Origin of the sequence: Peribacillus loiseleuriae (genome assembly GCF_001183985.1) — a bacterium.
GTDB lineage: Bacteria > Bacillota > Bacilli > Bacillales > DSM-1321 > Peribacillus > Peribacillus loiseleuriae.
This window is the reverse complement of record NZ_LFZW01000001.1, coordinates 2,526,065-2,548,886: the sequence shown is the minus strand read 5'-3', so window position 1 is coordinate 2,548,886 and position 22,822 is coordinate 2,526,065. Positions and strand designations below refer to the sequence as shown.

Genomic DNA, 22,822 nt, shown 5'->3' with positions numbered 1-22,822 from the left:
CTTGGAGAAAATCCAAGCGTTTTTCATTCTATCACTGAATAACAACATTACCTACATATTGAGCATACCCTCTATCAGTATGAAGGTTAACCTCAATTACATACTTACCTTTTTCTTTTGGAAAATCGAAGGAACGGTTATCATTCAGTTCTAAATCTATCTTTTTATCATTTTGCGATACTGAAACATTTAACTCTTTAACTGCAAAATCTTCACTGTCGAATAGTAAATCAACTTGTTTCCCAGCACTAAAGTAAATTTGTTTTTGTTCTTTTGCCAATGATAAAATGTCTTTTGTTTCTTTTTCGAGTTGTTTATTATTTTCTCCTCGCCAATTTATATTGGCTTCTTCCAAATCTTCCATTTGAGTATCATTAGGATTTGAAAGTGAAACAGTAGGTGGGGTAAAATCATAATTTTCTCCAATACATCCTGTTAAAGAAAAAGTGAAAAACAAAGCTATTATCAATTTTGAAAATCGTTTCATAAAACTTTACTCCTACACAATTTTTACCTTAATTATATACAATGTTTTACAATTTGTGAATTCATTTTAACATAAATATAATATTTTCCTTTTTTATATTGAAATTAGGCGAACTATCTAAGATAAATAATATCTTTCAAATCGAAGACTTTATTGGTTATTCCCAATCTTTGTACAAGAGTAAGTTCTTTGCCATCGGCAGATTTATAGGTTCCATAAAAGTTGTAAAATGGTTCTAAGAATGGTTAAGGCGTACTGAGCATACTTTGGATTGAAAGCTGGTTACAGTCATTATCACATGTTCGAAATAATTGTGCTCACTATGGCCGTTTATATAATAAAACGTTAACATTCAAACCCCGCTTGTTTAAAGAAGAAGGAAAGAAATTTGAAAATCGGCTTATATATGCTGCAGTATATATAACTCAAAGGTTGTTAACTAAAACTGAAGGAAATAGATTTATCACTGATTTACAAGCACTTATTTTAGAATATGAAAATGATATAGATTTTACACATATTGGTTTTCCTTCTAATTGGAAAGAAATTTTAATAAAAGTAAATAGCAAAAAACATTAAACTAAGAGAGTGAAATTATATTAATCTCTTTTAACATAGCGTTTTAACTCCAGCTCAATCCACTGTATCCTATCGTCGTTAATATTGTCTTATTCTACTAAGTTCAGGTTACAAAATGCGACCTTCTTTATTGAAAAATTTCTCCCGATTGCGGATACGATAGAATGGCAAGGACCTAACCAACTGTTCTAATTTTTGTTCGTGAACTTGATGTTGTCTGGTATTATCTATATATTATCTCCTTTTGTTTAATGTTTTCATTCATGCATAAAATTTGTATTTTACGCATAGTTTAAAATCTCTCTGCTTCCCTAGGTTGTCTAAAGTTTCGCTAAATTGGTGTTTAACGCAAAGTTAATCTTGTTAATTTTGTTCCCCTGTTGTACAAGGTAACAAAATTAACAAGTGACACAAAAGTTAAGACTTTTAAACAGGAATTCTTAAAAATGACACAGTTGTATGTTTGCGTTTGATTTTAAACAGCAATCTAATCCCTAAAAATCCCCATTTTTCCTTTACTGTAATAAAAGTCCAACTGCACATTGCAAGAGTAATAATGCCAATATAATATTTATTACTCGAAAATGTTTGAAATATGCCTTTTGGAATAATCCACCGAAGAATATCCAAGTCACAGTAGCAAGAGTACCTATTGCAGCAATGATCATTTCAAAAAATAATAGCATCCCCAACGATGAATAATAAGGAATAACATATCCTGTTAAAGAGGTAATCCCAAATAAAAATATCTTTACATTAACAATTTGTAAAACAAAACCAATCCAAAAAGAAGGCTGTTTCTCAGATGCTTTATTGTTAGGCTTACTAATAGCGACCTGATAGGCAAGCCATAAAATATAAATAACTCCTGTATATGTAAGGACAGACATTATTGGGGTTATGAAGTTATCTAATCCATAAATAAATATGGCACACAATGCTTGTACAAAAAAATAACCAGTAAAGATCCCGAAGAATAAAGGTTTCCCCCTTTTCCATCCATTATTAGTCATCGTATTTAATGCTAGTATATTACCCGGTCCGGGTGTAAAGGCATTTACTAGTACGTATATAACAAATGAAAATAATACTTGAACTCCCATATCAAAATTCACTCTCCAATTTATGACTTTCATCATTCATATTATAGGGAGTTTCCTAGATATAGCATAATACCAAAACGATATAGCCTGATATAATTAAAAGTTATATCAGGCCGATTATTAAGTGGATTTTCATTTATAATTCCTGTGCAATCCGTTTTAATGCATCTACATAAATTTTACCAAGTCTCGTTAATGTGACATCGTTATGCTTTATTATTCCAACACGTATGACTTCATCTACATTAAGAGGCACAGCAATAATATCATCTCCATGAAGATATTTAGGGAAAACTCCTGAAGAAATGGTATAACCATCGAGACCAATCATGAAATTAACAATAGCTGCTCTGTCACTTACCTTGATACTTTTCTTTAAACTTCGTGTACTTAAAATTTCTTCTGAAAAGTAAAAAGAATTGTATTCTCCTTGCTCAAAAGAAAGGCATGGATAGTCATCTAATTCATCCAAATTAATAGATTCTTTGTCGGATAATGGATGTCTTTTACTAATAAACACATGAGGTTTTGCCGTAAATAGTTCCGAAAAGGTTATGTTTCTTTCTCTTAATAGTTTCAATAATACTGATTCATTATAGTTGCTTAAATAGATAATACCTAGCTCACTTCGTAAATTTTTTACATCTTCAATGATTTCGTAAGTTTTCGATTCAAGAAGTCTAAACTCATATTCAGAAGCACCAAATTCTTTTACAAGTTCCACAAAAGCATTGGCTGCAAATGTATAATGCTGGGTTGAAATACAAAAATGTTGCTTAGCTGGTTTTTCACTTATATATTTTTCTTCAAGCATGTTAAACTGCTGTAATACCTGTCTGGCATAAGCTAGAAACTCGGCTCCTTCATTAGAAACAGTAACCCCTCTATTCGTTCTAATAAATATATTAATTCTAATTTCTTTTTCTAATTCCTTAATCGCATTCGATAATCTTGGCTGAGAAATAAATAAACTTTTTGCTGCTTCATTCATGGATCCCTTACTTGCTACTTCTAATACATACTTTAATTGATGTAAAGTCAAACTGAACGCCACCTTTTCAAAGCCCCTTTAACTCCCTTTTTTAGCACTTCTTTTAGAAGTTATTTTACCATTTTTTCTTTCTAACACTTTTATTTCATTAAACTCGTTACAATAGTTTAAGTGAAGTACAATCCTTTACGGCCTCATCTACATTTCAATATGAAATATCCGGTTTTCTTTAAAGTTGTTACTCAATTAAATGGCCCGATTGTTCAACAAGCACAGTGTAACAAAATCCGTATAAATATTAGTGCGTATACAGTTTCTCTTTGAGAAAAATAACTTTTTTTATCTACACTCTCTTTTAAGTTATTGTTAATTACCGTCCATTCACTTTTTTTATTTTTATAATGAATAGGTGTTTGAGATATTTCTGAAGCATATATGCCATCATTATTCAAAAAGGTCTTCGAATTAGCTGTTCTTAGATTTTCTACTTCTACTCGTTTAGGCTTAGTCCCCTCATTTTTCTCTTTTTTGATAGTTTGTTTGTCCTGATTGCCTTCAGCATGGGCGTCTAGAGCACAGTAAACCTGTGTTAGATGTGTTTTTTAGCTTGGCTAAAAACACAAAGAGCCCGAGTTACACCAAAAAGTGCTCTTGGCATGGCCATTTCGTACAGTCTGAATCAATGGACTCGACTCACAACCTTTATAGAAGATGGTCGCTTAGAAATTGATAATAATCGAAGTGAACGCACCATCAAACCATTTGTCATCGGCCGAAAAAACTGGATCTTTTCCCGATCAATGAGGGGTGCAAAAGCAAGTGCGATCATCTATAGTTTGGTCGAATTAGCCAAAGAGAACTAATTGAATCCATCCCACTATTTAACACATGTATTGGAACAATTACCACAAATTTTTCTGATGATTATGATCTTAATTTCTGGGAAAATAAATACTTTCTTGAAAGCTTTGCTACTGAGATATCTAAACCTGTATCAGATAGTGAAGCTCCCATTGAATACCTTCCAACGCAGTTATTGTCAGAGTATCTAAGAAAAGAAGGTTTTGATGACATCTGCTATAAAAGTAGTCTTACTGGAGAAAAAAGTTATACATTATTCTGTGGCCCTCAAGAAGAAACCTACCCATTTTTTAAAGGTAACGACATTCCTACGGAATTTACAGAATGGCTCTATTTAGTAGAATATACAGAAGGTGTCATAAATAATATCGGTTATAAAGATTTAATAGATCCTAGAGTAATTGATATTACCGAAAATCCGATACCCTCTTCAGAGGAAGATCATATTAACAAAGATCTATTCTAAAATAGTCTCCTTAATTTTTTCAATATCTGACGAAGTTGGCTTAACCTCTTCCATATGACTAATGATGGCCGTTTTAAGTGATACAGGTGCTGCATTAATTGTTATTTTAAATGCAATATGAAAACGATTAATAAAGTTGTTTAATCCGTGTATCGAATCTTTAAATTAAGTCCCCAATACACTATTACTTATTTATTTCACGCCACTCGTTTTCCAAAATACCCATTTCAATCAAGTTCCAGTATTCATCACCATTTTTACGAGCATCTCTTAAAAATCCTTCTCTAACAAATCCAACTTTTTCATAACAACGAATCGCAGAAGTATTAAAATCAAATACACCTAATGTTACCTTGTGTAATTTTAGTTCTTCAAAAGCAATTGTTAAAATAGCTTTCATCATTTCAGAACCAATCCCTTTTCCTCTTACTTCTGTTGAACCGACTAATACTTTTCCTACTCTCGCTGATTTATGTACTCGGTCTATGTTACCTAAAGAAATGTGTCCAATCACTTGTTGTAAGTCATGGTCTATTACTTTGTAAATATATATATCGGAATCTTCTTTGTTCGCATGTTCGAGGTATTTTTCTAATTGTTCTTCCGTTAACGGATATTGGAATGCTGGACCACCCCATTGTAATACAAATTCTGCTGAAGGTATCCAGTTAATTAATTGCTCCATATCAGAACGCTCAAAATATTGAAGTTCAATCATCATTCGTCTTCCTTTCATATTGCTTTTTTAAATTTCTGCCCTTTCGCTATCCATGCAGCTATGCTTTACCACCTAATATATAAGAAAATTTTTCTTATGGTAATTGTACACGAATTGTAAATAGCCGACACCATATTTATTTTGGTATCGGCTTCCGTTTTTAACAAACTTTTTTCTTTTTTGATAAAGTAGTTTTCCTGTCGCCAATTCCATTTCATATGCAACCTTTACCATATGGGTATATTTAGGTCTTTGCAAGTTCGAATAAAAAAGACCGTCAATAGCCGATCTCTTAATGTTTAAATATTGGCTGGCTTAGTTGAAGAAGCTTTCGTTTAATTTTTCTTGTTCTCTAGCCTTTCAGTTAAATCATTAAAGTCTTGGACTACTTCTTGCATTGATGATTTTTAGCTAACGAAATCCCCTTTTGAATAGATTTAGAAGCTTCTTCAAATTCATTGGCTTTAATTGGGTCATCTGCAAGGCAATACCAATAAAATCAGGCATCCATTTCTGAAATTTTATCGTTATAAAACTTTTCGATTATCGGATGGTATTTAGAATATAATTCTTTATCATAAACCAACTTTTCACCATTCCATTTTAATATATCCACTAAATAACTATCACCAATATACATTTTCCGTTTCTCATAAAGCCACTATTCTTTAATGATATATTCAATTGTAAAGGTTAACCAACCTTCTTGATAATCAGCCTCAATTGTTCCACCATGGAGTTCTATAATTCTTTTAGAAATGGCAAGTCCAATACCAGATCCTCCATCGTCCGTTCTTGCCTTATCCGCGCGATAAAAGCGTTCAAATAATTTAGTAACGTCTTGTACGGGTAAGTTCTCTACTTGATTGGATATAGACAAAATAGCTTTTATGCCAACTGTATGAAGATTTACTTTTAGTAGAGAGGGTTTCATGCTGTATTTTAGTACATTCATTAGAAGATTATCATAGACACGCACCATTTTTTCAATATCCATCGATACATATATATCTTCTTGCGTTATTGATTTTTGAATGTCTAGACCTTCCTTTTCTAAAATCGGCATGTATTCTCCTATTATTTGTTCTAATAATCCGCCTAATTCAACTTCAGTAAAGTTTAATTGTAAGTCATGACTTGTAAGTTTGGTGTATTCAAATAGTTCATCAATACGATTCCTAAAACTTTGTGATTTAGAATAAATGATTTCCAGATACTCATATAATTGTTCACCGTCTTGATATTCTTTTTGTTTCAATAAATCTACATATCCAATGATAGACGTTAAAGGTGTACGCAAATCATGAGAAATATTTGTAATCAGTTCATTTTTCTCATTCTCTATTTGCCTCTCATGTTCGAACTTATTTTCCAATTCTTTTGACATATAGTTGATATTCGCAGCAAGTTGACTTAACTCATCATTACCACTTATTTCAATCGTATAACCTAGTTTTCCATTTGCAATGGTTTGAACACTTTCGGTAATATGTTGAAGGTATTTTATCTTTTTTCGAATCATGACTAAAAGACTGAGTATAAAAGTTAAGATAACAGCAGATATCCATAATAAATTATAGAGCGTCACATCAAGAAAATCGGCACTCCCCCAAAAATATTCCATGACACGTAGTAAAATGCTACTCACAATTATGACTGAGATGATAAAGCTAATCGCTATTGCTGTAAGGAGTTGAACACTTAGCTTTTTACTCCTCATATTTTATACCCCACTCCCCAGATGGTTTTGATATAAATAGGGTTTTTCGGTTCATCTTCAATTTTGAATCTAATTTTTGTAATATGAACCATCACAGCGTTATCAGATTTTAAAAAATTTTCCTTCCAAACAGCTTCATATATTTTCTCAACACTCAGCACAATGCCCTTATTACGAGCTAGAAGTTCAAGGATATCAAATTCTTTTGGTGTCAGCCTTTCTTCGTTATTCTTAATCCATACTTGGCGAGTATCTGTATTTATGGTTAAATCGCCAATTGTAATGACACTTTTATTACTTTCTGTTTCAATATTATATTTTTTATACCTTCTGAGTTGAGATTTCACCCTGGCTATTAATTCTAACGGGTTAAACGGTTTGCTTAGATAATCATCTGCACCTGAAGCTAGACCTTGAATTTTATCGATATCCTCAGATTTAGCTGATAGCATGATGATTGGCATATTACGGCTTTCCCTAATTTTCATACATGCCTCGATTCCATCCATTTTAGGCATCATAATATCCAAAATAATCAAATCAAAACGATAGACTTCCAATAATTCCAATGCTTCAAGTGCGTCACTCGCCTTAATTATTTCTAATCCTTCATTTTCTAAATAGATGGCAATTAGATTTCTAATTTCTAGATCATCATCAACAACTAAAACCTTTCCATTCAAACCTATCCACACCCTTCCGTAAAATCCCCTAAATGCACATATTAATTACTATAACGGAATACATACGCTGGTGGCATATTTCTATACTTATTTCACTTCATTTGGCAGATGATTTGTTTTTTATTAAGTAAGCAAATGAATCAATTTCATAATAGACCAATCAGCCTTGAAATCCGAACAATGTTGATTTCAGGGTTTAGTGTTCTATTACGAAATTGATTCAAATAGATGACCATTTTTATTCTTTAAGATTGTCTACATATTTTTTTGCTTCGACTAGCCCTAAACCAGTTTTTTGTCTAACATATTTTATTATTCTAGCATTATCTGTGTTACATTTAATCATATATGGAATTTCTGAAATAAGCTCATCGTTATCAGAATTGTTAGTAGTAAGTTTTGTCTGATTTAATTTTTTATTCTTATTTAAAAGAATTCCTATAATAACAACTGCACATAGAGTTATTATAAATAAGGATAATTGTGAAGTCATATCTTTATTCCCATCTTTTTATTAATGTTTCTTTGTATTTTTATAATATTCTCGTACAGTACAAATTATAGACGTATCTATCAACGCCAATGGTTTGGTTGACTTTTATCAGGGGTGAGGACTTCAGCCTTATAGACTTTCTTCAAACCTTTCATCCCCCTCTATTTACTTGAATTCCCATACATACTTCGGATTGCTCGTGTATATAGAACCTTCTTCCTCATGAATTTCCATAAGCAATTAACTTTTGAACGTTATCCCATTTAACGTAGCACAGTTACTTACTGCTTCTTGTGTTGAAACTGCTTGAGCTGAAATTCTCTTTTTTGAATATAATTTTCCTTGTTTCACTTGTCTGTTTCGACAATCACCTTCCTTCCCTCTATCCATTATGTAATCCCTCGAAATCACTATTCTTGTACAGTACTTCCAATCTACTTTGTCTTACTCTGTCGGTGCCAAGACCAATTTGTCCACATACGAAGTAGCGATTCAAATGGTCCTTGTTTAAATTTCTTTGCATAAGCAAGGCTAAACATACATTGCAAACTGTAAAGAACGATGCCAAATAAAATTCCGTCAAAGATACCTAGTTTTCCGGATAACCCTAAACCATATTCGTAAAATACAGCTGTACAAATAATCGTTTGCATTAAATAATTCGTTAATGATAGTTTACCGACACTTTCAAACGCAGGTGCTAGCATTTGTACAGGGCGAGTTTTATATAATAAAGCTGCAAGGCAGATATAGCCAACGGCAAGTATCTCTGAACCAGCCGCCATCAGCATACCCGAAAAAGTACCCTCAATAAAACTAAAAGATTTAACAGCTAGACCTATAGGAATAAGTAACGCCCCAATCAAATACCATTTCTTTTCGCTCTCCATATTTGCAAAGGCTTGCTTTTTCGCGAGTCCCATTCCAATAAGTAATAAGGGATGAACAATCATTGCTTGAAATTGTGCATATAGAAGGAAGATACCAGCCCAAATAAACAGCGTTTTTGGTTTACAATTAATAAATGGGAGTAAAAATAAAGTCATGATTCCATAGGATAATAAAAAATCGCCTTCCCACAATAATGAATGGAGCAAACCTAAAGCAATTAGCCCCGTTCCACGGCGTAAGATGGACCATAGACTTTTCCCCTTTTTCCTACGGATGGATTCGACAAGTTTAATAAATGAATAGCCGAATAAAATACCGAAGATCGGCATAAATGATCCTCCTATAAAGATGTTCACAAAATACAAAGCCCCACTATCGAGGGCGGATAGATCTTTTATGTCGATTGTGCCAGCTATGCCATACTGGAAACTTAGTAAATTCGCCAGTAAGATGCCCAATAAGCTAAAGCCACGCAGTGCATCGATGAAGATAACACGGTTTGTTATCATTATATTTTATTTCCTTAATTAGTCATGATTTACATATTAATTACTACAACGGAATACATACGCCGGGGGCATATTTCGATACTCACGTGTTAGATGAATATGCTTAAAATAGTGATGAATAAAGTCTTTCTTAATTAGCGTGTATTGGAAAGTAATAAAAACCCCATTTTTTCTTAACAGCTTTTTGGTTTTAATTAAAATAGTACTTGAAACATTTTTCGGTAAACTCGCAAAAGGAAGACCAGAAACTACATAATCAAGATAAGGGATATTAAAATCCTTTGTATACTTGTCGATGTCCTCAACAGAACCATTAATAATAATCAGATTCTTTTCGTCCTTATACTTTTCTTTTAATAACGCGCAAAATTCTGTATTACTCTCAATCAACATAACAACTGTATGTTGAATTCTGCTTTTAATAATTTTATCTGTAAAGACTCCTGTACCTGGGCCAAATTCTACGATGTACTTCGCATTGTGGAAATCAACACCTTCTACCATTTTTTCTGCAAGATACTTTGAACTTGGCAGGACTGCACCAACTTCCCTTGGATTCAACATATATTGGAAGATGAAATTGAAAGGTTTCATGTACGCCACCACTCCATAGCTTTGAATTTTTCTACAGTTTTAAGGATACATTTCAAACCTAAAGAATCAGTGGGAAAAAATCTTAAGAATCCTTAAGTTTTTTAAAGTACATAGGTAATCATATTGGCTATTTTTTTATTAATCTCTGTACTAGCGATAAGCTTTCGATTAGTTGCTACACTTGGAAATTTCATTGTCATGTTTCTCTCCCTTGAAGATCCTTTTTATATTCATTTTTCATATCTTGATTGGAAAGATGAACATACGTATCAAGTGTTGTTTGTACATGGGCATGCCCTAATCTTTTTTGTACGTATTTCTAATAAGCTCTGTGGCATGCGTATGACGTAACATATGGGCAGTAATCCCTGTCCGTTTTACCAGTCTTCTTATAAGGTATAATCCACTTTGATATTTTAGAGGGTGCCCAAAATAAGAATCTTTAAGATTGATAAATATATAATCATGCTCTAAATCTTCCCCATATTCATGCACTAATTAATCGGTATATAAAGCCATTACTTCCTTGCTCACATCGATAGTTCGTTCTTTTTTTAGTTTAATAAAAGCGCCATTTAAATGAACCTTCCTGAAAAATAATGAATTAACATGGATATGTAACAGATTCTCATTGATAACCAGAATAAATTCTCGTTTTATCCTTTTCATATACGATAATCGGATATAATAAATTCAGAGCAACATTTAGGTTTTTATTTGTTCTACGAGTTGATAAAGGGGATGCCTCAATGAATAAAGAGAAACTATTAAAAAAGATTCAGAGTGCCCATCAAGGTAATTTATTTTCACTAGAAATTCCTAAGAATACTAAAGAAGATGAAAACAAGATTGAAGATTTGGTTAAAGAATTAGAAAGAGAAGGAAAAATTAAATTAAGAGAGTATGTGCAGCGAGAATACTCCGTTTATTTACATGGAATCATTAAGTATGTATCCGATTAATCGGGTACTTTTTTTATTGGGGTTAAGAAAAAACTTTAACAGAGACTTTTGAAAAGAACTGAGTATATATAACCCGTCTTATATGTACTGGTACCTCTTTTGTGGCAATAAAAAAACAGAAGCCTATTAGCTCCTGCTCCTACCTAGCTTAACGACTTTGCCTGTATACGTGATCTTGATCATCTGCTAAGGCACAATCACCAATATCTCCGTACATCTCTGGTTATGAATCTCATATAGTGTAGGTTTGGAATAAAGTTCGATCAAATTGATATTAGTTACTTTAATAAATGAACAAAAAGAAAGAGCGTGTTTTGAAAAAAGATTGATCAAAACACGCTCTTAATATATCCCGGTGAATCATTCTTTTATAAAAAAGATTGATCATTTCTGTGTTTCATCTTCAATTAAAGCGCCCTTTTCTGGAATATCTAATATATGATCTCAGTCTTAAAATCAATTAATTCTTTCCACACTAACGCTCCTTTAGTGGAAGAGATCCTCTGTCCCTAAATAATAAATACCTTCACTTATCCCAAGATTTTCTCAGCCTCGTCCATAAGTTCCTTTATAATCATTTCTGCATGATTTTCACGATGAATTAATCGAAGACCTTGACCAGCCCACAGGGCCATATACTCAATTTGATTTTGTTTGAAGGCTTCTTTTCTAATGTTACCGGTTGCTGTATTTTGAATAGGATAAGCTAAAGGATGAACGCCTGCTCGATCAAATTCTTCGATAAATTTATTTTTTATTCCTCTCGCAGGTCTTCCTGAGAAGTTTTTCGTAATGACGGTATGTTCTTCTGTACTCTCAAAGAGAGCCTTCTTGTAGAATGGATGAACGCCTGACTCTTTCGATCCCAAGAACTTTGTCCCCATCTGAACACCTTGAGCGCCTAAAGCAAGTGCTGCCACTAATCCTCTTCCATTCATGATCCCTCCAGCAGCTACAACTGGCACATTGACATTTTCCACCACCTGCGGAATGAGTGAAAAAGTTCCTATATTTGCTCCCTGTGGGTGCTCTTTTATATCAAATGTGCTTCGATGACCACCAGCATCACTACCTTGAGCTACAATGACATTAACTCCTGATTTTTCTGCAATTACTGCTTCCTTAACTGTAGTAACCATCGAGATTACCTTTATTTTTCTTTGTTTTGTAGCTTCCATTTTATCAACTGGTAAAATTCCAAAAGCTGTGCTTATGATTGGTACTTCTTCTTCTATTAAAACTTGAAACCTCTCGTTAAACAGGTCAGGTGTTTGGAATTGTATATGCTCTTCTTTAATCCCTAGATTTTTCCCGAGGCTTATTAACACCTCTTTTACCTCGTGTTCGTGTTTCTTTTCATTTGGATCGTTGATGTCCTCTACACAAAACAAATTGACCGCAAAAGGGCGATCTGTTTGCTGTTTAATGTCCCTAATTGCCTTCCTTATGTCGTCTGGCATCATGTACGCAGCACCCAAGCTTCCCAATCCTCCAGCATTACATACATTCGCTATTAGTTCCACTGTCGTAGAGCCTCCAGCCATGCCAGCTTGTATAATAGGATATTTAATATTTAATACATCACATAAAGGTGTTTGTAAAGTAATCATCTTTCTTCCCCTTTCATTTATTTCAAATGAGATTTCAAAAAAAAAGCAGAGTTCAGAATTATAAAGATGTATTTATTATATTACTTTTTTATGGAGGATTCTATCTCCAAGTTTGTTCTATTAAATGGCCCGATTGCTGAACAAGATAAAATCCTACATATCAATACAGGACTTCCATTGTAGGGCGCTATTGTGGAAAAAGAAGTAAGAGGTTTTATGTAGCCCCCATGACTGCCCGTTCATCACGAGACAATTCATGTTTGGATTATGTATCCCTGCAAGGGTTATTACAAATTCATATTTATTGAAAAAACTCCTCTTATTTTTATTTCAAGAAGAGTTTACATAATCACATGTTATAGGAAATAAAAAGGATCATCGGCTGGAAGATCTTTTTAGCTGCTTGTTTAATTAAATTCAGTTCATATTCGGTTCATATATTTGAGATATGATATGTGAAGTAGTTAGGGAATTGCATCATTCACTGATCAATCCCACTCTTTGCTTTTGAACGAACAATGAACTTGCAATGTGAATTAAACAATACCATTATGCTAAATCTGAGGAGCTAGTCATTATGCCAACATCAACAATCAAGAAACAACTACGCATCGCAATCATCGGGGGAGGCCCAGGTGGACTGACACTTGCATTAATTTTGCAAAAGCACGGTATTCAATCCGTCATATATGAACGCGAACCTTTCGACACCAACGCCCAGAGAGGCGGGTCCTTGGACATTCATGAAAATTCCGGACAGTTCGCACTTAAAGAAGCGGGGCTATACGAACAATTCCAATCGATCGCCCGTTATGAAGGGGAAGACTTCCGCCTCCTCGATAAAACCGGAAAAATATATATGGACGAATCGGCGGATGCCAAAGAAAAAGGCGGACGTCCGGAAATCGATCGCGGAACGTTATGCGACCTGTTGTTAAACGTTCTCGATCCCTCTTGTATTCGCTATGGTTACAAGCTTGTTAATGCGATCCCTCTTGCTAACGGCACTCATGAACTTCACTTCGAGAATGGGCACACGGATATCGTCGATCTGGTGGTCGGTGCAGACGGTGCTTTCTCCCGGATTCGTCCGCTTCTAACAGAAGCTATAGCAGAGTACACCGGTATCACTATGATAGAGCTTAACGTAGAAATCGAATCGAATCGCGATCTGGCCGCTTTTAACGCCCGGGGCAAACTGTTCGGTCTTGGCGATAATAAGGCGATCATGGGGCAGTTGAATGGGGCCGGGCTCATCAAGTCAGGCTTATGTTTTAATGTCGGTCAGGAATGGCTGGATACTTGCGGTATTCCATTCGATCAGCCCAAGGAAGCAAAACGGCAACTGCTGGATCATTTCAACGACTGGGACGAGTCGCTAAAAAATTATATCCGTTACGCCAACGACACCATCCTTCCAAGACGCATCTATATGCTGCCCATTGGTCTTCAATGGACCCACAAACCGGGCGTTACGCTTATCGGTGATGCAGCGCACCTGATGTCGCCTTTTGCGGGAGAAGGCGTGAACTTGGCCATGCTGGATGCCGCAGAATTGGCGCTCGCAATCATTCGGAATGATGATGTCGACAAGGCAATCGAAGGATACGAGGAGAAGATGTTCGCATATTCGTCTAGGTCAGCCGAGGCATCGAATGACAATCTCAAGATTATTTTCTCTGAGAATGCAGCATCCAAGTTAAAGGAGCTGTTTGATCAGTATATGTCTTGAATGAACAACACGGGACCATCTTTCACAGGATGGCCCTTTTTAACCTATCACGCCGCACATGGCCCACTTTCTGTGCCCCATGAGCGTTTAATGCAATATAGTCGAATGGGAAAGTAATTCGGTTGCAAATAAATGTACAAAATCTTTCAGAATAAGTTCTTTCAGAAAAAATGGATCATCTGAATTGACTAACTCTCTATTTTTTGAAATAAACCTGCTCATTAAAAAGGCCGTCATTTGGCAGCCTTTTTATGGTGCTATCGCACCCATTAGTTAAACAAGATAAATTACCTTTGTTATATATAAAAAGAACTTTTCGACATAACATAAATGCAGATTATACTCATAAACAATAGCATAAAAGTCTACATATTGATTAAGTCTGTACCATATGAGTTGTCGATTGCACAAAGCCATTCGCCTTGTGAATTTTTCTTAAACACATAGGTTGACCTTCTATCCATAGAATATTCCGTTTCATTTTTATCAGCCTCAAGTAGCGTTTGGGAAATAACTAATGCAGTATCTCCAGCTTTTAAAATAATCATTTCTCCCTGTGCTGGGACAAGACTGTTATTAAAATATTTCGTAATTTTAATAAATGCTTGTTTGATTTCCTCTTTTCCTCGTGCAATCATATCTGGTTTTACTACCAGAATTGCATCATCAGTATAGTAATTCTTCAGAGTATCAAAATCTTCCTGTTTTATTGCTTTATCACACTTCTTGATAAACTCCTTTAATTCGTGTTCCAAAATACACCACTCCTTATCTTTATAATTTTAAATTCTCCAATTAAGTTCTAATACCTTTGTTCAACTAACTGCTTCGTTAGTTGAACAAATTTTTTGAATGTATGATTTTGTATATTTTCGCACATTGAAAAGACCACCAAGTTGGTGGTAGCGTTGTTGAATTAAAGCACATTTTAATTTAAGTACAATTCTTCACAAGATAAACATCATTTTTTACATAAAAGTCCAATAAAAAAATTATCTCCAATAATAACTAAAGAATTGATTTTTATCAATCTTTATTATAAACGATCAACCTTTTTTACAAAGCTACGATTGCTTCAGTAGAGTTTCACAGTTATTAAACCAGTCTATGTAAAGTTTCATCTGCTTTATTATTGAAGCCAAACTTATATTGTTTGCCACATATATTTAAATAAATTCCCAGGCTCGTTTATTAACCAAATTCACCATTAATATAAAAGCGATAGGTCGATTTCCGTTCCGGCTGGGCGCTTTCCGGGGGGCGCCCAACCTCCACTCCAATCAACAGGTAATCTTTAAAATATGCTACCATGATTTATATGCAGGTATCTTTAACTTAAGTAATCATTAATTCAGGCATCCGACCTCACTTTTTTTAATTCACAATCGTACTATCGGTATTTTTACACAAATTGAATAGAGATGGCTTATTTTTGGCTATACCAGTAGCTAACTTCATACAATGCCTTTAAAGATGCGGGACAAATCAAGGGTGCATAAGCGCAATATCATACAAGAAAAGCTTTATCATAAATGATATCCTAAAAATGTCATTACGAGGGGGATCGGAATGTTAAATGAAATTCGAACGGTTTATCTAGATTTTGATCTAAACATCGAAGCATATCGATTTAAAGGAATCATGCAAAAGTTCCCTTCTCATTTTCATGAATATTATGTGATTGGATTTATTGAAGAAGGTCAACGTTCTTTAGTTTGTAAAGGTGAAGAATACATAATTAATCCCGGAGACTTATTATTATTTAACCCTTATGATACTCACAGTTGCGAGCAGATAGATGGCAAAACACTTGATTATCGGTGCATCAATGTGACACCAGAAATCATGAAAAAGATGGTTTTAGAAATCAATGGCAACGAATGCCTCCCGCGTTTCAACCAAAATGTTTTATATCGTAGTGAGCTTGTAGACAATTTAAGAGAACTACATTTAAAAATCTCGCAGGGTGAGAGTGAGCTTAAAAAGGAAGAACTCTTTTTATGCTTATTGGAAGAGCTTATTCAGAAATATTCTGACCTGGCAACCCTTTCTTCACCAGCTTCTGAAAACACTCTTGAAATTAAAGCAGTGTGTGCCTATTTAGAGGGGAATTATACGAAGAAGATTACACTTAATGATTTAAGTGCTATTTCAGGATGGAGCAAATACCACTTACTAAGAACTTTTACAAAAAAAATGGGCATCTCCCCTAACAGCTACTTGGAAACAATTCGAGTAAATCATGCCAAAAAGCTTTTGGAAAAAGGTATAAAGCCCATTGAAGTAACTTTCTTAACAGGATTTAGTGATCAAAGTCATTTGACTAAATTCTTTAAAAAACAAGTTGGGTTAACACCAAAACAATATATGAGAATTTTTGAAAATGGAGGAGGTTCATGATGGACAACTTATTAGCATATATCTTAATGGCCCTTATGATGTCTATGTTGCCCGGTACAGATACGGTACTTATTATGAAGAATACGCTTAGCCACGGATCAAAAGCAGGACGCTATACGATACTCGGCATGGCAACGGGTCTTACTTTTTGGACCATTATTGCAGTTTTCGGTTTGTCAGTTGTCATTGCGCAGTCTCTATTTCTTTTCAATGCCATCAAGTATATGGGAGCTGCCTATTTACTTTACTTAGGTATAAGAGCATTTTTTACGAAAAGGACTCTTTCATTAGAAGCTGTTCAAGTAGAAAGCCAGCATTCTAATGACAAGTCAGCCCACCATTATAATAAAGAACCCTATTTACAAGGAGCCATTAGTAATATCCTTAACCCAAAGACGATTTTGGTCTATATAACGTTTATGCCACAATTCATTGATCTTAATGGAAATACAAATCAACAATTGATCGTTTTAAGTTTAATACTCACTATAATAGCCGTGGGGTGGTTTATGATTTTGGTTTATCTAATAGATCATCTGAAGAAGTGGTTGAATAAACCTAAATTCCTAACAATCTTCCAAAAGTCTACTGGCGTAATGTTAATCGGATTTGGAGTTAAAACAGCCATTTAGCGTGTTTAAGGAAAAATAGTTTTATTACTTTTAGCACCGTCACATGCTGGCGGTGCTAAACATATTAATTCCCTACTTACTATTGTGACTTACTGGCGTTAAGCATACATTAGACTTGAGATATACTAAAAATGTCTTTTACTACAGAAAAGAAGGAGATAACATGTTTGGTATTGCAAACTATGAACTCATGAAAAAGCGACTACTCTATTGACCAATAGCCCCCTTTAGTTCAATGAGCATTCGTTTAATTTTTCTTGTTCTCTAGCCCTTCAATTAAATCATTAAAGTCTTGGACTACTTCTTCCTATTCAGTTATAACAATTCTTTGTTCAACTATCCTGCCTGTTTGTTCAATAAGAAAAAGGCTGCCGAACCCCTGTTGTTGAGGTAGTCGAGTAGAAGGGAACCTCTCTACCTTGCGGTAGATTGTGTTCCTCCCCCCTCACAGAACCGTGCTTGCGCTATTTACGCACACGGCTCCTCCTAGTCACCATTCACAAAATATAGCTAATCTCTTTCGCTCAGATTTTGCTAATTCTGCTATCCTTAATAGTTTTGTGTCCATTTATTATCCCTACCTCTGCGTGTAGTAAATGTGTCCCTAGTAAGGGTGATAACTTGGTAGCAGCCTTTCCTCCATCGGCATTACCCAACTTCATTGGTACTACGCTGCTATCCGACTCCCTACAACGGCATTTGGCTTCCTTGCTTATTATCGCTTGTACACCATACTCTTCTATAAGAAGAAAAGACCGGTAGGGTCTCCCGAGTTGCCGTATCATATCAATGTGTGACGTGCCAAGGTCTCTGACTCCAGAGAGGTTCTATCCTTCTTGCCTTTAACGATGGATAAAATGTAGCTTTCTGCTGTGCTTAAGGCATCAGCCCTCTCGATTTACTAACATTATGGAGCTCAATCCCTTCAACCATTTGGCTTTCGGCCCGCCACCTAACTGTCTACGCTTAAAGGCTAATGTTACCATTAGCCCTCCAAGACTCGCTACGAGTGAATGGCTAGTTCTTTCTCGACGGGAATCCCACCCGCTATATGATACGACCTAGGCTCGGCCGCACAAGCACCTGTTAGCCATCCATGAAGCGCAAAAACCAGCGCTTCACCACAGAGAAAAATGTTCGGAACCGTCAATACTGGTTCTTAATCCAGTCAATCCAAGCCATAGTTCAATGATTTGTGGCTCTCTCCATTTTTTTAACGAATGAGCAGGGTCTTCTTCGGTATTGTCTTTTTTCGAAAAGACTATACTTCAAACCCAGTTCTATCTTTTTCTGTAATTTCTCGAATTACTCTACAAGGAACACCAGCTGCTATTACATTTGTTGGAATATTTTTTGTAATTACACTGCCAGAACCAATGATTGTATTATCCCCTATTGAGACACCTTGATTGATATGTACCCCTGCTCCAATCCATACATTATTTCCAATGTTTACAGAGTTAGCATAGCAACCTCCAGCTATTCTTTCTTTGGAATCTATTGCATGATTAGAAGTATAAATTCCAACTCTAGGTCCAAATAAAACATTATTTCCAATATTTATCTCCGCACCGTCCAACATGATACAATCAAAATTGGCATAAAAATTATCTCCTACTGTAATATTATGGCCAAATTCACATCTAAAAGTTGGTTCAAAATGAACTCCATTTCCGATACTTTTCAACAGCTTTTTTAATATGTTTTCTCTTTCATGCTGTGGTTTGCCAAAACTATTGTTATATTCATTTGTGAGAAATACTGCATTTTCTCTTGCTTTGACTAATTCTGGAGTTAGATCGTTATACATTTTACCTGATAGAATATATTTTTTCTGTTCTTCCAAATTCATTAGATTCCCCCCAAACAATATATGTTTTTTCATTTATAAACACCGTTTTTAAAATATCATAAAAGGATGCAGCTTCATCAGTAATGTTATTATAATTGTTGCCAAATTAATAACTTATTCCATTAATTGGCCCTTTAGTTGAATAAGATCCCAAAGTTTCTAATGAACACTCTATACAAATCTAGTTAACATAAAGTGACTTATCGGTACTAAAAAAGGATCTTTGGTTAGAATATCCTTTTAATTGCTTTTTCAATTAAAGCGCCCTTTATGTAATAACACTTTTTATTAACCTTGGATCATACCCTTGTAAATTTTCTCAAACAGGTCCACTGGAATGGTGATTTTGGTTGTTTTCTCATTACGCCAATATGTAACTAGTTCTATCTGATTCCCTTTTCTTTCTACTTCCAACAAGGAATTCTCACCCTTATCCCTAATCGATACAAATTGATTACCATTTTTATTTACTTTCTCTTTATACTCATAATTCATAAAGAACCCTCCCCTTATTGTTGAAAAAGATGTTTTCAGTTTATTTTCGACTTACAATCAATGCGTAAAATAAAATGTACCAATAATCGTTTTACCATCTTGTAAATATAATGGTGTCGATTCTTTGAATGATTTATTATATGCATCTAACTCACTTGGCGAAGATATACCTTCAGGCTGATAAATATATCCTAATACACCGTTCGCACCTTCTGCCAACATTAAATCAGGTTCAACAAGCATTAAGTTTTCCATATTAGGACCATAAGATTGCCCGTTTTCATTTGTTGGATAACCATCGCTTATAATACTATCCTTAGTAGGTATAACTAAATCTGAGGTATCCTTAATTGATTGACAGGCAAACAACATTGATAAAAGTATTGTGGATGCAAGGATTAAAACTTTTATCAAAAAGTCCACCTCCGTTATAGCCCAAAGCTAGCGCTTTTTAATGTATTCGTTGTATATCTGCACTTTCCTGACGATACCTCAACTAGAACAAAACCTAGTAATAGCAAAGGTTCGAACGTTCCGAAATAAGAATTTCTAGAGGATATTGATACTACTTAGTAATAGTTACAGAATAAAGAAGAATGAGGCCCAACACACTTAAAATAGCTAAAAAACAGTAGCGAAAAGGATTTTTTCTAATAACTAGCGTTATGTTAACCTGTTGTGTCTGGCGTATACAAGCCCGTTCAGCAGATGAATCTCATGGAGCTTGCGGTCTATGACAAGAACCCTGTCATTAGGCTTAACGGGACGCTTATAGTCGATTTTGTTTATTACAAAATAAAAACAGACAATTTAGTAGTTAATTTCCTACAAATTGTCTGTTTCGTCTTTTATTTTTAAGCCACGCACTTCTTTTGCTACAGCTTTTGCAGCTTCTTTTTTTGTATCAAAAATACGCCATTGATTATTAATCATTGTAAGAATCATTTTTACATCATCCTTTATCTATAATTTTTTTAAAAGAAATTAGTCCAATAATCCCAAACGATAACAAAAGCTTCTTATTTTGTTTTTTTGCTTCTTTCTATTTCGTTTCTATGATTATATTATCCAATATAGAGCTTTTTTAATCAAAGTCCTAGAAAGCGCAACCATTTCTCATGAAAACGGAAACATTATCCATGAAAACGCAATTAATTTTATTATTCTTAAAATTTCGTTATATATCTCTTGTTTTCGTGTATTTTTAAAATAAAAGGGCACTTAACATTAAGTAAGTGCCCTGGATTAATCTAAAAAAGCCTGGTAGCTGCATAAAAAAGGGGTATTTCATGCAAATTCTTCTTTCACTAAGCCCCCGTTAGCCATCCATGCAGCGGAAAATCACCTCTGCACCACAGAGAATGAAAATATAGTGAACTGTCCATACTGGTTCTTAATTCAGTTAATCCAAGCCATAGTTCAATTATTTGTGGCTCTCTCCATTTTTTTTACGAATGAGAAGGGGCTTCTTTGGTATTGTCTTTTTTCGAAGTTACGGGAGTTTATTTTCATGGTAGTTGAAGAATTTATGTTACAACTTTTTGTTAAGAAAGGCTTTTTATATACTTCGTAACATTCCCCAAACAGCAACTTCCTTGTGGATTGTTTACTTCGCATCCACATCTGTCTTCTTTTACATTTTCTCGGATATGTTCAATAGGTTTAGGGGTAAGTTCTTGTTTTACATGTTTCTCAACTTTCTCTTTTGTCCAATCAAAACAATAGCAAATCGGTGTAGTTGTTGAGCCCTCTTTTTGATGAACAGCTACCTTTATGTCAGATACAAGGTACTTTTTATTAATGGTATCAAAATAGACTACATCACAATCTTTGCTTGAACAAAAATAGTGATTCGATTTAACGTTTAATGTTTCTAATGCAGGGGATTTAAGCAATGATTTTAGTGTAATCAACTTGATTTTTTTAGCTTTATTTTTACAAGATGGACAAACACCGTTAATTTCATTTTCTATTTCCCTTAGGTTACTACAACACTCTTCCACTATTCTTCCACCTTTACATTTTACTATTTTTTTCTTCATTCATTAAAATATCGATAATAGGACATTCATATAAAGATTTTTCATCAGGGCAACATTCTTTTAAATTTATAAGCATACGTTCAATTCTTTTAAAATCGCTAATTTTCTTTTGTACTTCATCTACTTTTTGATTTAGAAAATCATACATATCCATACATCGTTCATTGTCTTTATCAACGACACCAAGTAATTTGTCAATTTCCGCTAAAGAAAATCCTAAGTCTTGCATCCGTTTAATGAACTGCATACGATGAACAGTTTCTTCTGGATAAATTCTATAACCAGCATTTGTACGAGAAGGTTTGGAAAGTAAACCTACCCTTTCGTAATATCTTATTGTTTCTTTATTGACACTACACTTTTCAGCAAGTTCACTAATACGATATCTCAACTAATTCACCCCATATAAATTATAAACCCTGTACCATAGTACAGGGTAAAGGATATTTTAATTTATTCAGCTAGTCGAGTAGAAGGGAACCTTTCTACCTTTCGGTAGATTGTGTTCCTCCCCCCTCACAGAACCGTGCTTGCGCTATTCACGCACACGGCTCCTCCTAGTTATCATTCACAAAATGTAGCTAATCTCTTTTCTTAAGTCATATATATTGACCTTAACTCTTGGTGAAGGTAGTGGATATTTATCAAGAAATAGTCTGAATTTATCCCATGTAAAGGATTTCCTTTGACTTCTTCTGTTGAGCCATTTATACAGTATGTATCCGATTTTGTCTTTGAATTTGTTTACACTTTGGATGTTATCTGTGATGCAGTAATAGTTGTAATAACCTATTAGTGAGCGTTTAAATCTATCCATAATCATATGAATATCTTTATTTCTATTATTCTTCAACCATTCTTTTGATTCCTTAAGTTTGCCTTGGACTTTCTTCCTGCTTGATTTCCTTTTCACTCGAAAATTTCCCTGTTTACTCTTCCCACAATAGTGTGTAAAACCTAGGAAATCAAAGGTTGCTGGTTTTCTATTTCCCTTTTGTTTCG

The 22,822-nt window shown here is 34.4% G+C and carries 23 protein-coding genes and 2 pseudogenes; 7 read left to right on the top strand and 18 right to left on the bottom strand.

Going from position 1 to position 22,822, the window contains the following annotated elements; translation table 11 throughout:
- Nucleotides 1–31 precede the first annotated feature (31 nt).
- Nucleotides 32–487: a hypothetical protein gene (locus tag AC625_RS11885; protein WP_049681460.1), complete on the bottom strand. Its 456-nt coding sequence runs from the start codon at nucleotides 485–487 to the stop codon at nucleotides 32–34.
- A gap of 363 nt (nucleotides 488–850) precedes the next feature.
- On the opposite strand from AC625_RS11885, the gene AC625_RS11880 reads away from it, so the two are divergent.
- Complete coding sequence (locus tag AC625_RS11880) at nucleotides 851–1,066, top strand: hypothetical protein (RefSeq protein WP_049681459.1); 216 nt, start codon at nucleotides 851–853, stop codon at nucleotides 1,064–1,066.
- Between the two features lie 515 nt (nucleotides 1,067–1,581).
- Here the strand turns inward: AC625_RS11880 and AC625_RS11875 are convergent.
- Both AC625_RS11875 and AC625_RS11870 read right to left on the bottom strand, forming a co-directional pair.
- Nucleotides 1,582–2,169, bottom strand: a complete 588-nt coding sequence (locus AC625_RS11875) for a LysE family transporter (protein WP_049683708.1) — start codon at nucleotides 2,167–2,169, stop codon at nucleotides 1,582–1,584.
- A 136-nt stretch (nucleotides 2,170–2,305) separates the two neighbouring features.
- Complete coding sequence (locus tag AC625_RS11870; RefSeq protein WP_049681458.1) at nucleotides 2,306–3,211, bottom strand: LysR family transcriptional regulator; 906 nt, start codon at nucleotides 3,209–3,211, stop codon at nucleotides 2,306–2,308.
- Between the two features lie 514 nt (nucleotides 3,212–3,725).
- Here AC625_RS11870 and AC625_RS11865 point away from each other — a divergent pair.
- A pseudogene (locus AC625_RS11865) lies at nucleotides 3,726–4,020 on the top strand (IS66 family transposase); the annotation flags it as partial.
- Nucleotides 4,021–4,196: 176 nt separating this feature from the next.
- Nucleotides 4,197–4,487, top strand: coding sequence for a hypothetical protein (locus AC625_RS11860; RefSeq protein WP_049681457.1), 291 nt, complete (start codon nucleotides 4,197–4,199; stop codon nucleotides 4,485–4,487).
- Nucleotides 4,488–4,671: 184 nt separating this feature from the next.
- On the opposite strand, the gene AC625_RS11855 is transcribed toward AC625_RS11860, so the two are convergent.
- From AC625_RS11855 to AC625_RS11825, 7 genes and pseudogenes are all read right to left on the bottom strand, one after another.
- Complete coding sequence (locus AC625_RS11855; protein WP_049681456.1) at nucleotides 4,672–5,205, bottom strand: GNAT family N-acetyltransferase; 534 nt, start codon at nucleotides 5,203–5,205, stop codon at nucleotides 4,672–4,674.
- A gap of 661 nt (nucleotides 5,206–5,866) precedes the next feature.
- A complete protein-coding gene (locus tag AC625_RS11850) occupies nucleotides 5,867–6,925 on the bottom strand; it encodes a sensor histidine kinase (RefSeq protein ID WP_049681455.1) in 1,059 nt (352 codons plus the stop codon).
- Nucleotides 6,922–7,608 (bottom strand): response regulator transcription factor, encoded by a 687-nt coding sequence (locus AC625_RS11845; RefSeq protein WP_049683707.1) that lies wholly within the window; start codon nucleotides 7,606–7,608, stop codon nucleotides 6,922–6,924. The genes AC625_RS11850 and AC625_RS11845 overlap by 4 nt, the downstream gene beginning before the upstream one ends.
- Nucleotides 7,609–7,846: 238 nt before the next feature.
- The gene (locus AC625_RS11840; RefSeq protein WP_049681454.1) at nucleotides 7,847–8,101 is read right to left on the bottom strand and encodes a ribosomal protein L7/L12; all 255 of its coding nucleotides are present in this window, start codon (nucleotides 8,099–8,101) and stop codon (nucleotides 7,847–7,849) included.
- Nucleotides 8,102–8,535: 434 nt separating this feature from the next.
- A complete protein-coding gene (locus AC625_RS11835) occupies nucleotides 8,536–9,501 on the bottom strand; it encodes a DUF418 domain-containing protein (RefSeq protein ID WP_049681453.1) in 966 nt (321 codons plus the stop codon).
- Nucleotides 9,502–9,537: 36 nt separating this feature from the next.
- Nucleotides 9,538–10,095, bottom strand: coding sequence for a class I SAM-dependent methyltransferase (locus AC625_RS11830; RefSeq protein ID WP_049681452.1), 558 nt, complete (start codon nucleotides 10,093–10,095; stop codon nucleotides 9,538–9,540).
- Between the two features lie 196 nt (nucleotides 10,096–10,291).
- Nucleotides 10,292–10,686 (bottom strand): annotated as a pseudogene (locus AC625_RS11825) (tyrosine-type recombinase/integrase); the annotation flags it as partial.
- Between the two features lie 158 nt (nucleotides 10,687–10,844).
- On the opposite strand from AC625_RS11825, the gene AC625_RS11820 reads away from it, so the two are divergent.
- A complete protein-coding gene (locus AC625_RS11820; protein ID WP_049681451.1) occupies nucleotides 10,845–11,057 on the top strand; it encodes a hypothetical protein in 213 nt (70 codons plus the stop codon).
- A gap of 530 nt (nucleotides 11,058–11,587) precedes the next feature.
- Here AC625_RS11820 and AC625_RS11815 read toward each other — a convergent pair.
- On the bottom strand, nucleotides 11,588–12,667 hold the full coding sequence (locus AC625_RS11815; RefSeq protein WP_049681450.1) for an NAD(P)H-dependent flavin oxidoreductase: 1,080 nt from the start codon (nucleotides 12,665–12,667) through the stop codon (nucleotides 11,588–11,590).
- Nucleotides 12,668–13,244: 577 nt separating this feature from the next.
- Between AC625_RS11815 and AC625_RS11810 the strand changes: the two genes are divergently transcribed.
- Nucleotides 13,245–14,399: an FAD-dependent oxidoreductase gene (locus tag AC625_RS11810; protein WP_049681449.1), complete on the top strand. Its 1,155-nt coding sequence runs from the start codon at nucleotides 13,245–13,247 to the stop codon at nucleotides 14,397–14,399.
- Between the two features lie 365 nt (nucleotides 14,400–14,764).
- Here AC625_RS11810 and AC625_RS11805 read toward each other — a convergent pair whose 3' ends face one another.
- Entirely contained in the window at nucleotides 14,765–15,154 is a 390-nt protein-coding gene (locus AC625_RS11805) for a YybH family protein (RefSeq protein ID WP_049681448.1), read from the bottom strand.
- A gap of 814 nt (nucleotides 15,155–15,968) precedes the next feature.
- On the opposite strand from AC625_RS11805, the gene AC625_RS11800 reads away from it, so the two are divergent.
- Nucleotides 15,969–16,799 carry an AraC family ligand binding domain-containing protein gene (locus tag AC625_RS11800; RefSeq protein ID WP_049681447.1) on the top strand — a complete coding sequence of 277 codons (831 nt, stop codon included), beginning with the start codon at nucleotides 15,969–15,971 and terminating at the stop codon, nucleotides 16,797–16,799.
- Complete coding sequence (locus AC625_RS11795; RefSeq protein WP_049681446.1) at nucleotides 16,799–17,431, top strand: LysE family translocator; 633 nt, start codon at nucleotides 16,799–16,801, stop codon at nucleotides 17,429–17,431. Before AC625_RS11800 ends, AC625_RS11795 begins: the two co-directional genes overlap by 1 nt.
- 1,261 nt (nucleotides 17,432–18,692) lie before the next feature.
- Here AC625_RS11795 and AC625_RS11785 read toward each other — a convergent pair.
- The 6 genes from AC625_RS11785 to AC625_RS11760 form a co-directional block, all read right to left on the bottom strand.
- Entirely contained in the window at nucleotides 18,693–19,283 is a 591-nt protein-coding gene (locus tag AC625_RS11785; RefSeq protein ID WP_049681445.1) for a sugar O-acetyltransferase, read from the bottom strand.
- 288 nt (nucleotides 19,284–19,571) lie between these two features.
- On the bottom strand, nucleotides 19,572–19,778 hold the full coding sequence (locus AC625_RS11780; protein WP_049681444.1) for a hypothetical protein: 207 nt from the start codon (nucleotides 19,776–19,778) through the stop codon (nucleotides 19,572–19,574).
- A gap of 57 nt (nucleotides 19,779–19,835) precedes the next feature.
- Nucleotides 19,836–20,192, bottom strand: a complete 357-nt coding sequence (locus AC625_RS11775) for a hypothetical protein (RefSeq protein ID WP_049681443.1) — start codon at nucleotides 20,190–20,192, stop codon at nucleotides 19,836–19,838.
- Between the two features lie 1,130 nt (nucleotides 20,193–21,322).
- Nucleotides 21,323–21,781 (bottom strand): putative iron-sulfur cluster-binding metallochaperone, encoded by a 459-nt coding sequence (locus AC625_RS11770; RefSeq protein ID WP_049681442.1) that lies wholly within the window; start codon nucleotides 21,779–21,781, stop codon nucleotides 21,323–21,325.
- Nucleotides 21,782–21,794: 13 nt separating this feature from the next.
- Entirely contained in the window at nucleotides 21,795–22,211 is a 417-nt protein-coding gene (merR, locus tag AC625_RS11765; RefSeq protein ID WP_049681441.1) for a mercury resistance transcriptional regulator MerR, read from the bottom strand.
- A 177-nt stretch (nucleotides 22,212–22,388) separates the two neighbouring features.
- On the bottom strand, nucleotides 22,389–22,822 hold a 434-nt coding region (locus AC625_RS11760; RefSeq protein WP_281177211.1), incomplete at its 5' end, for a group II intron maturase-specific domain-containing protein.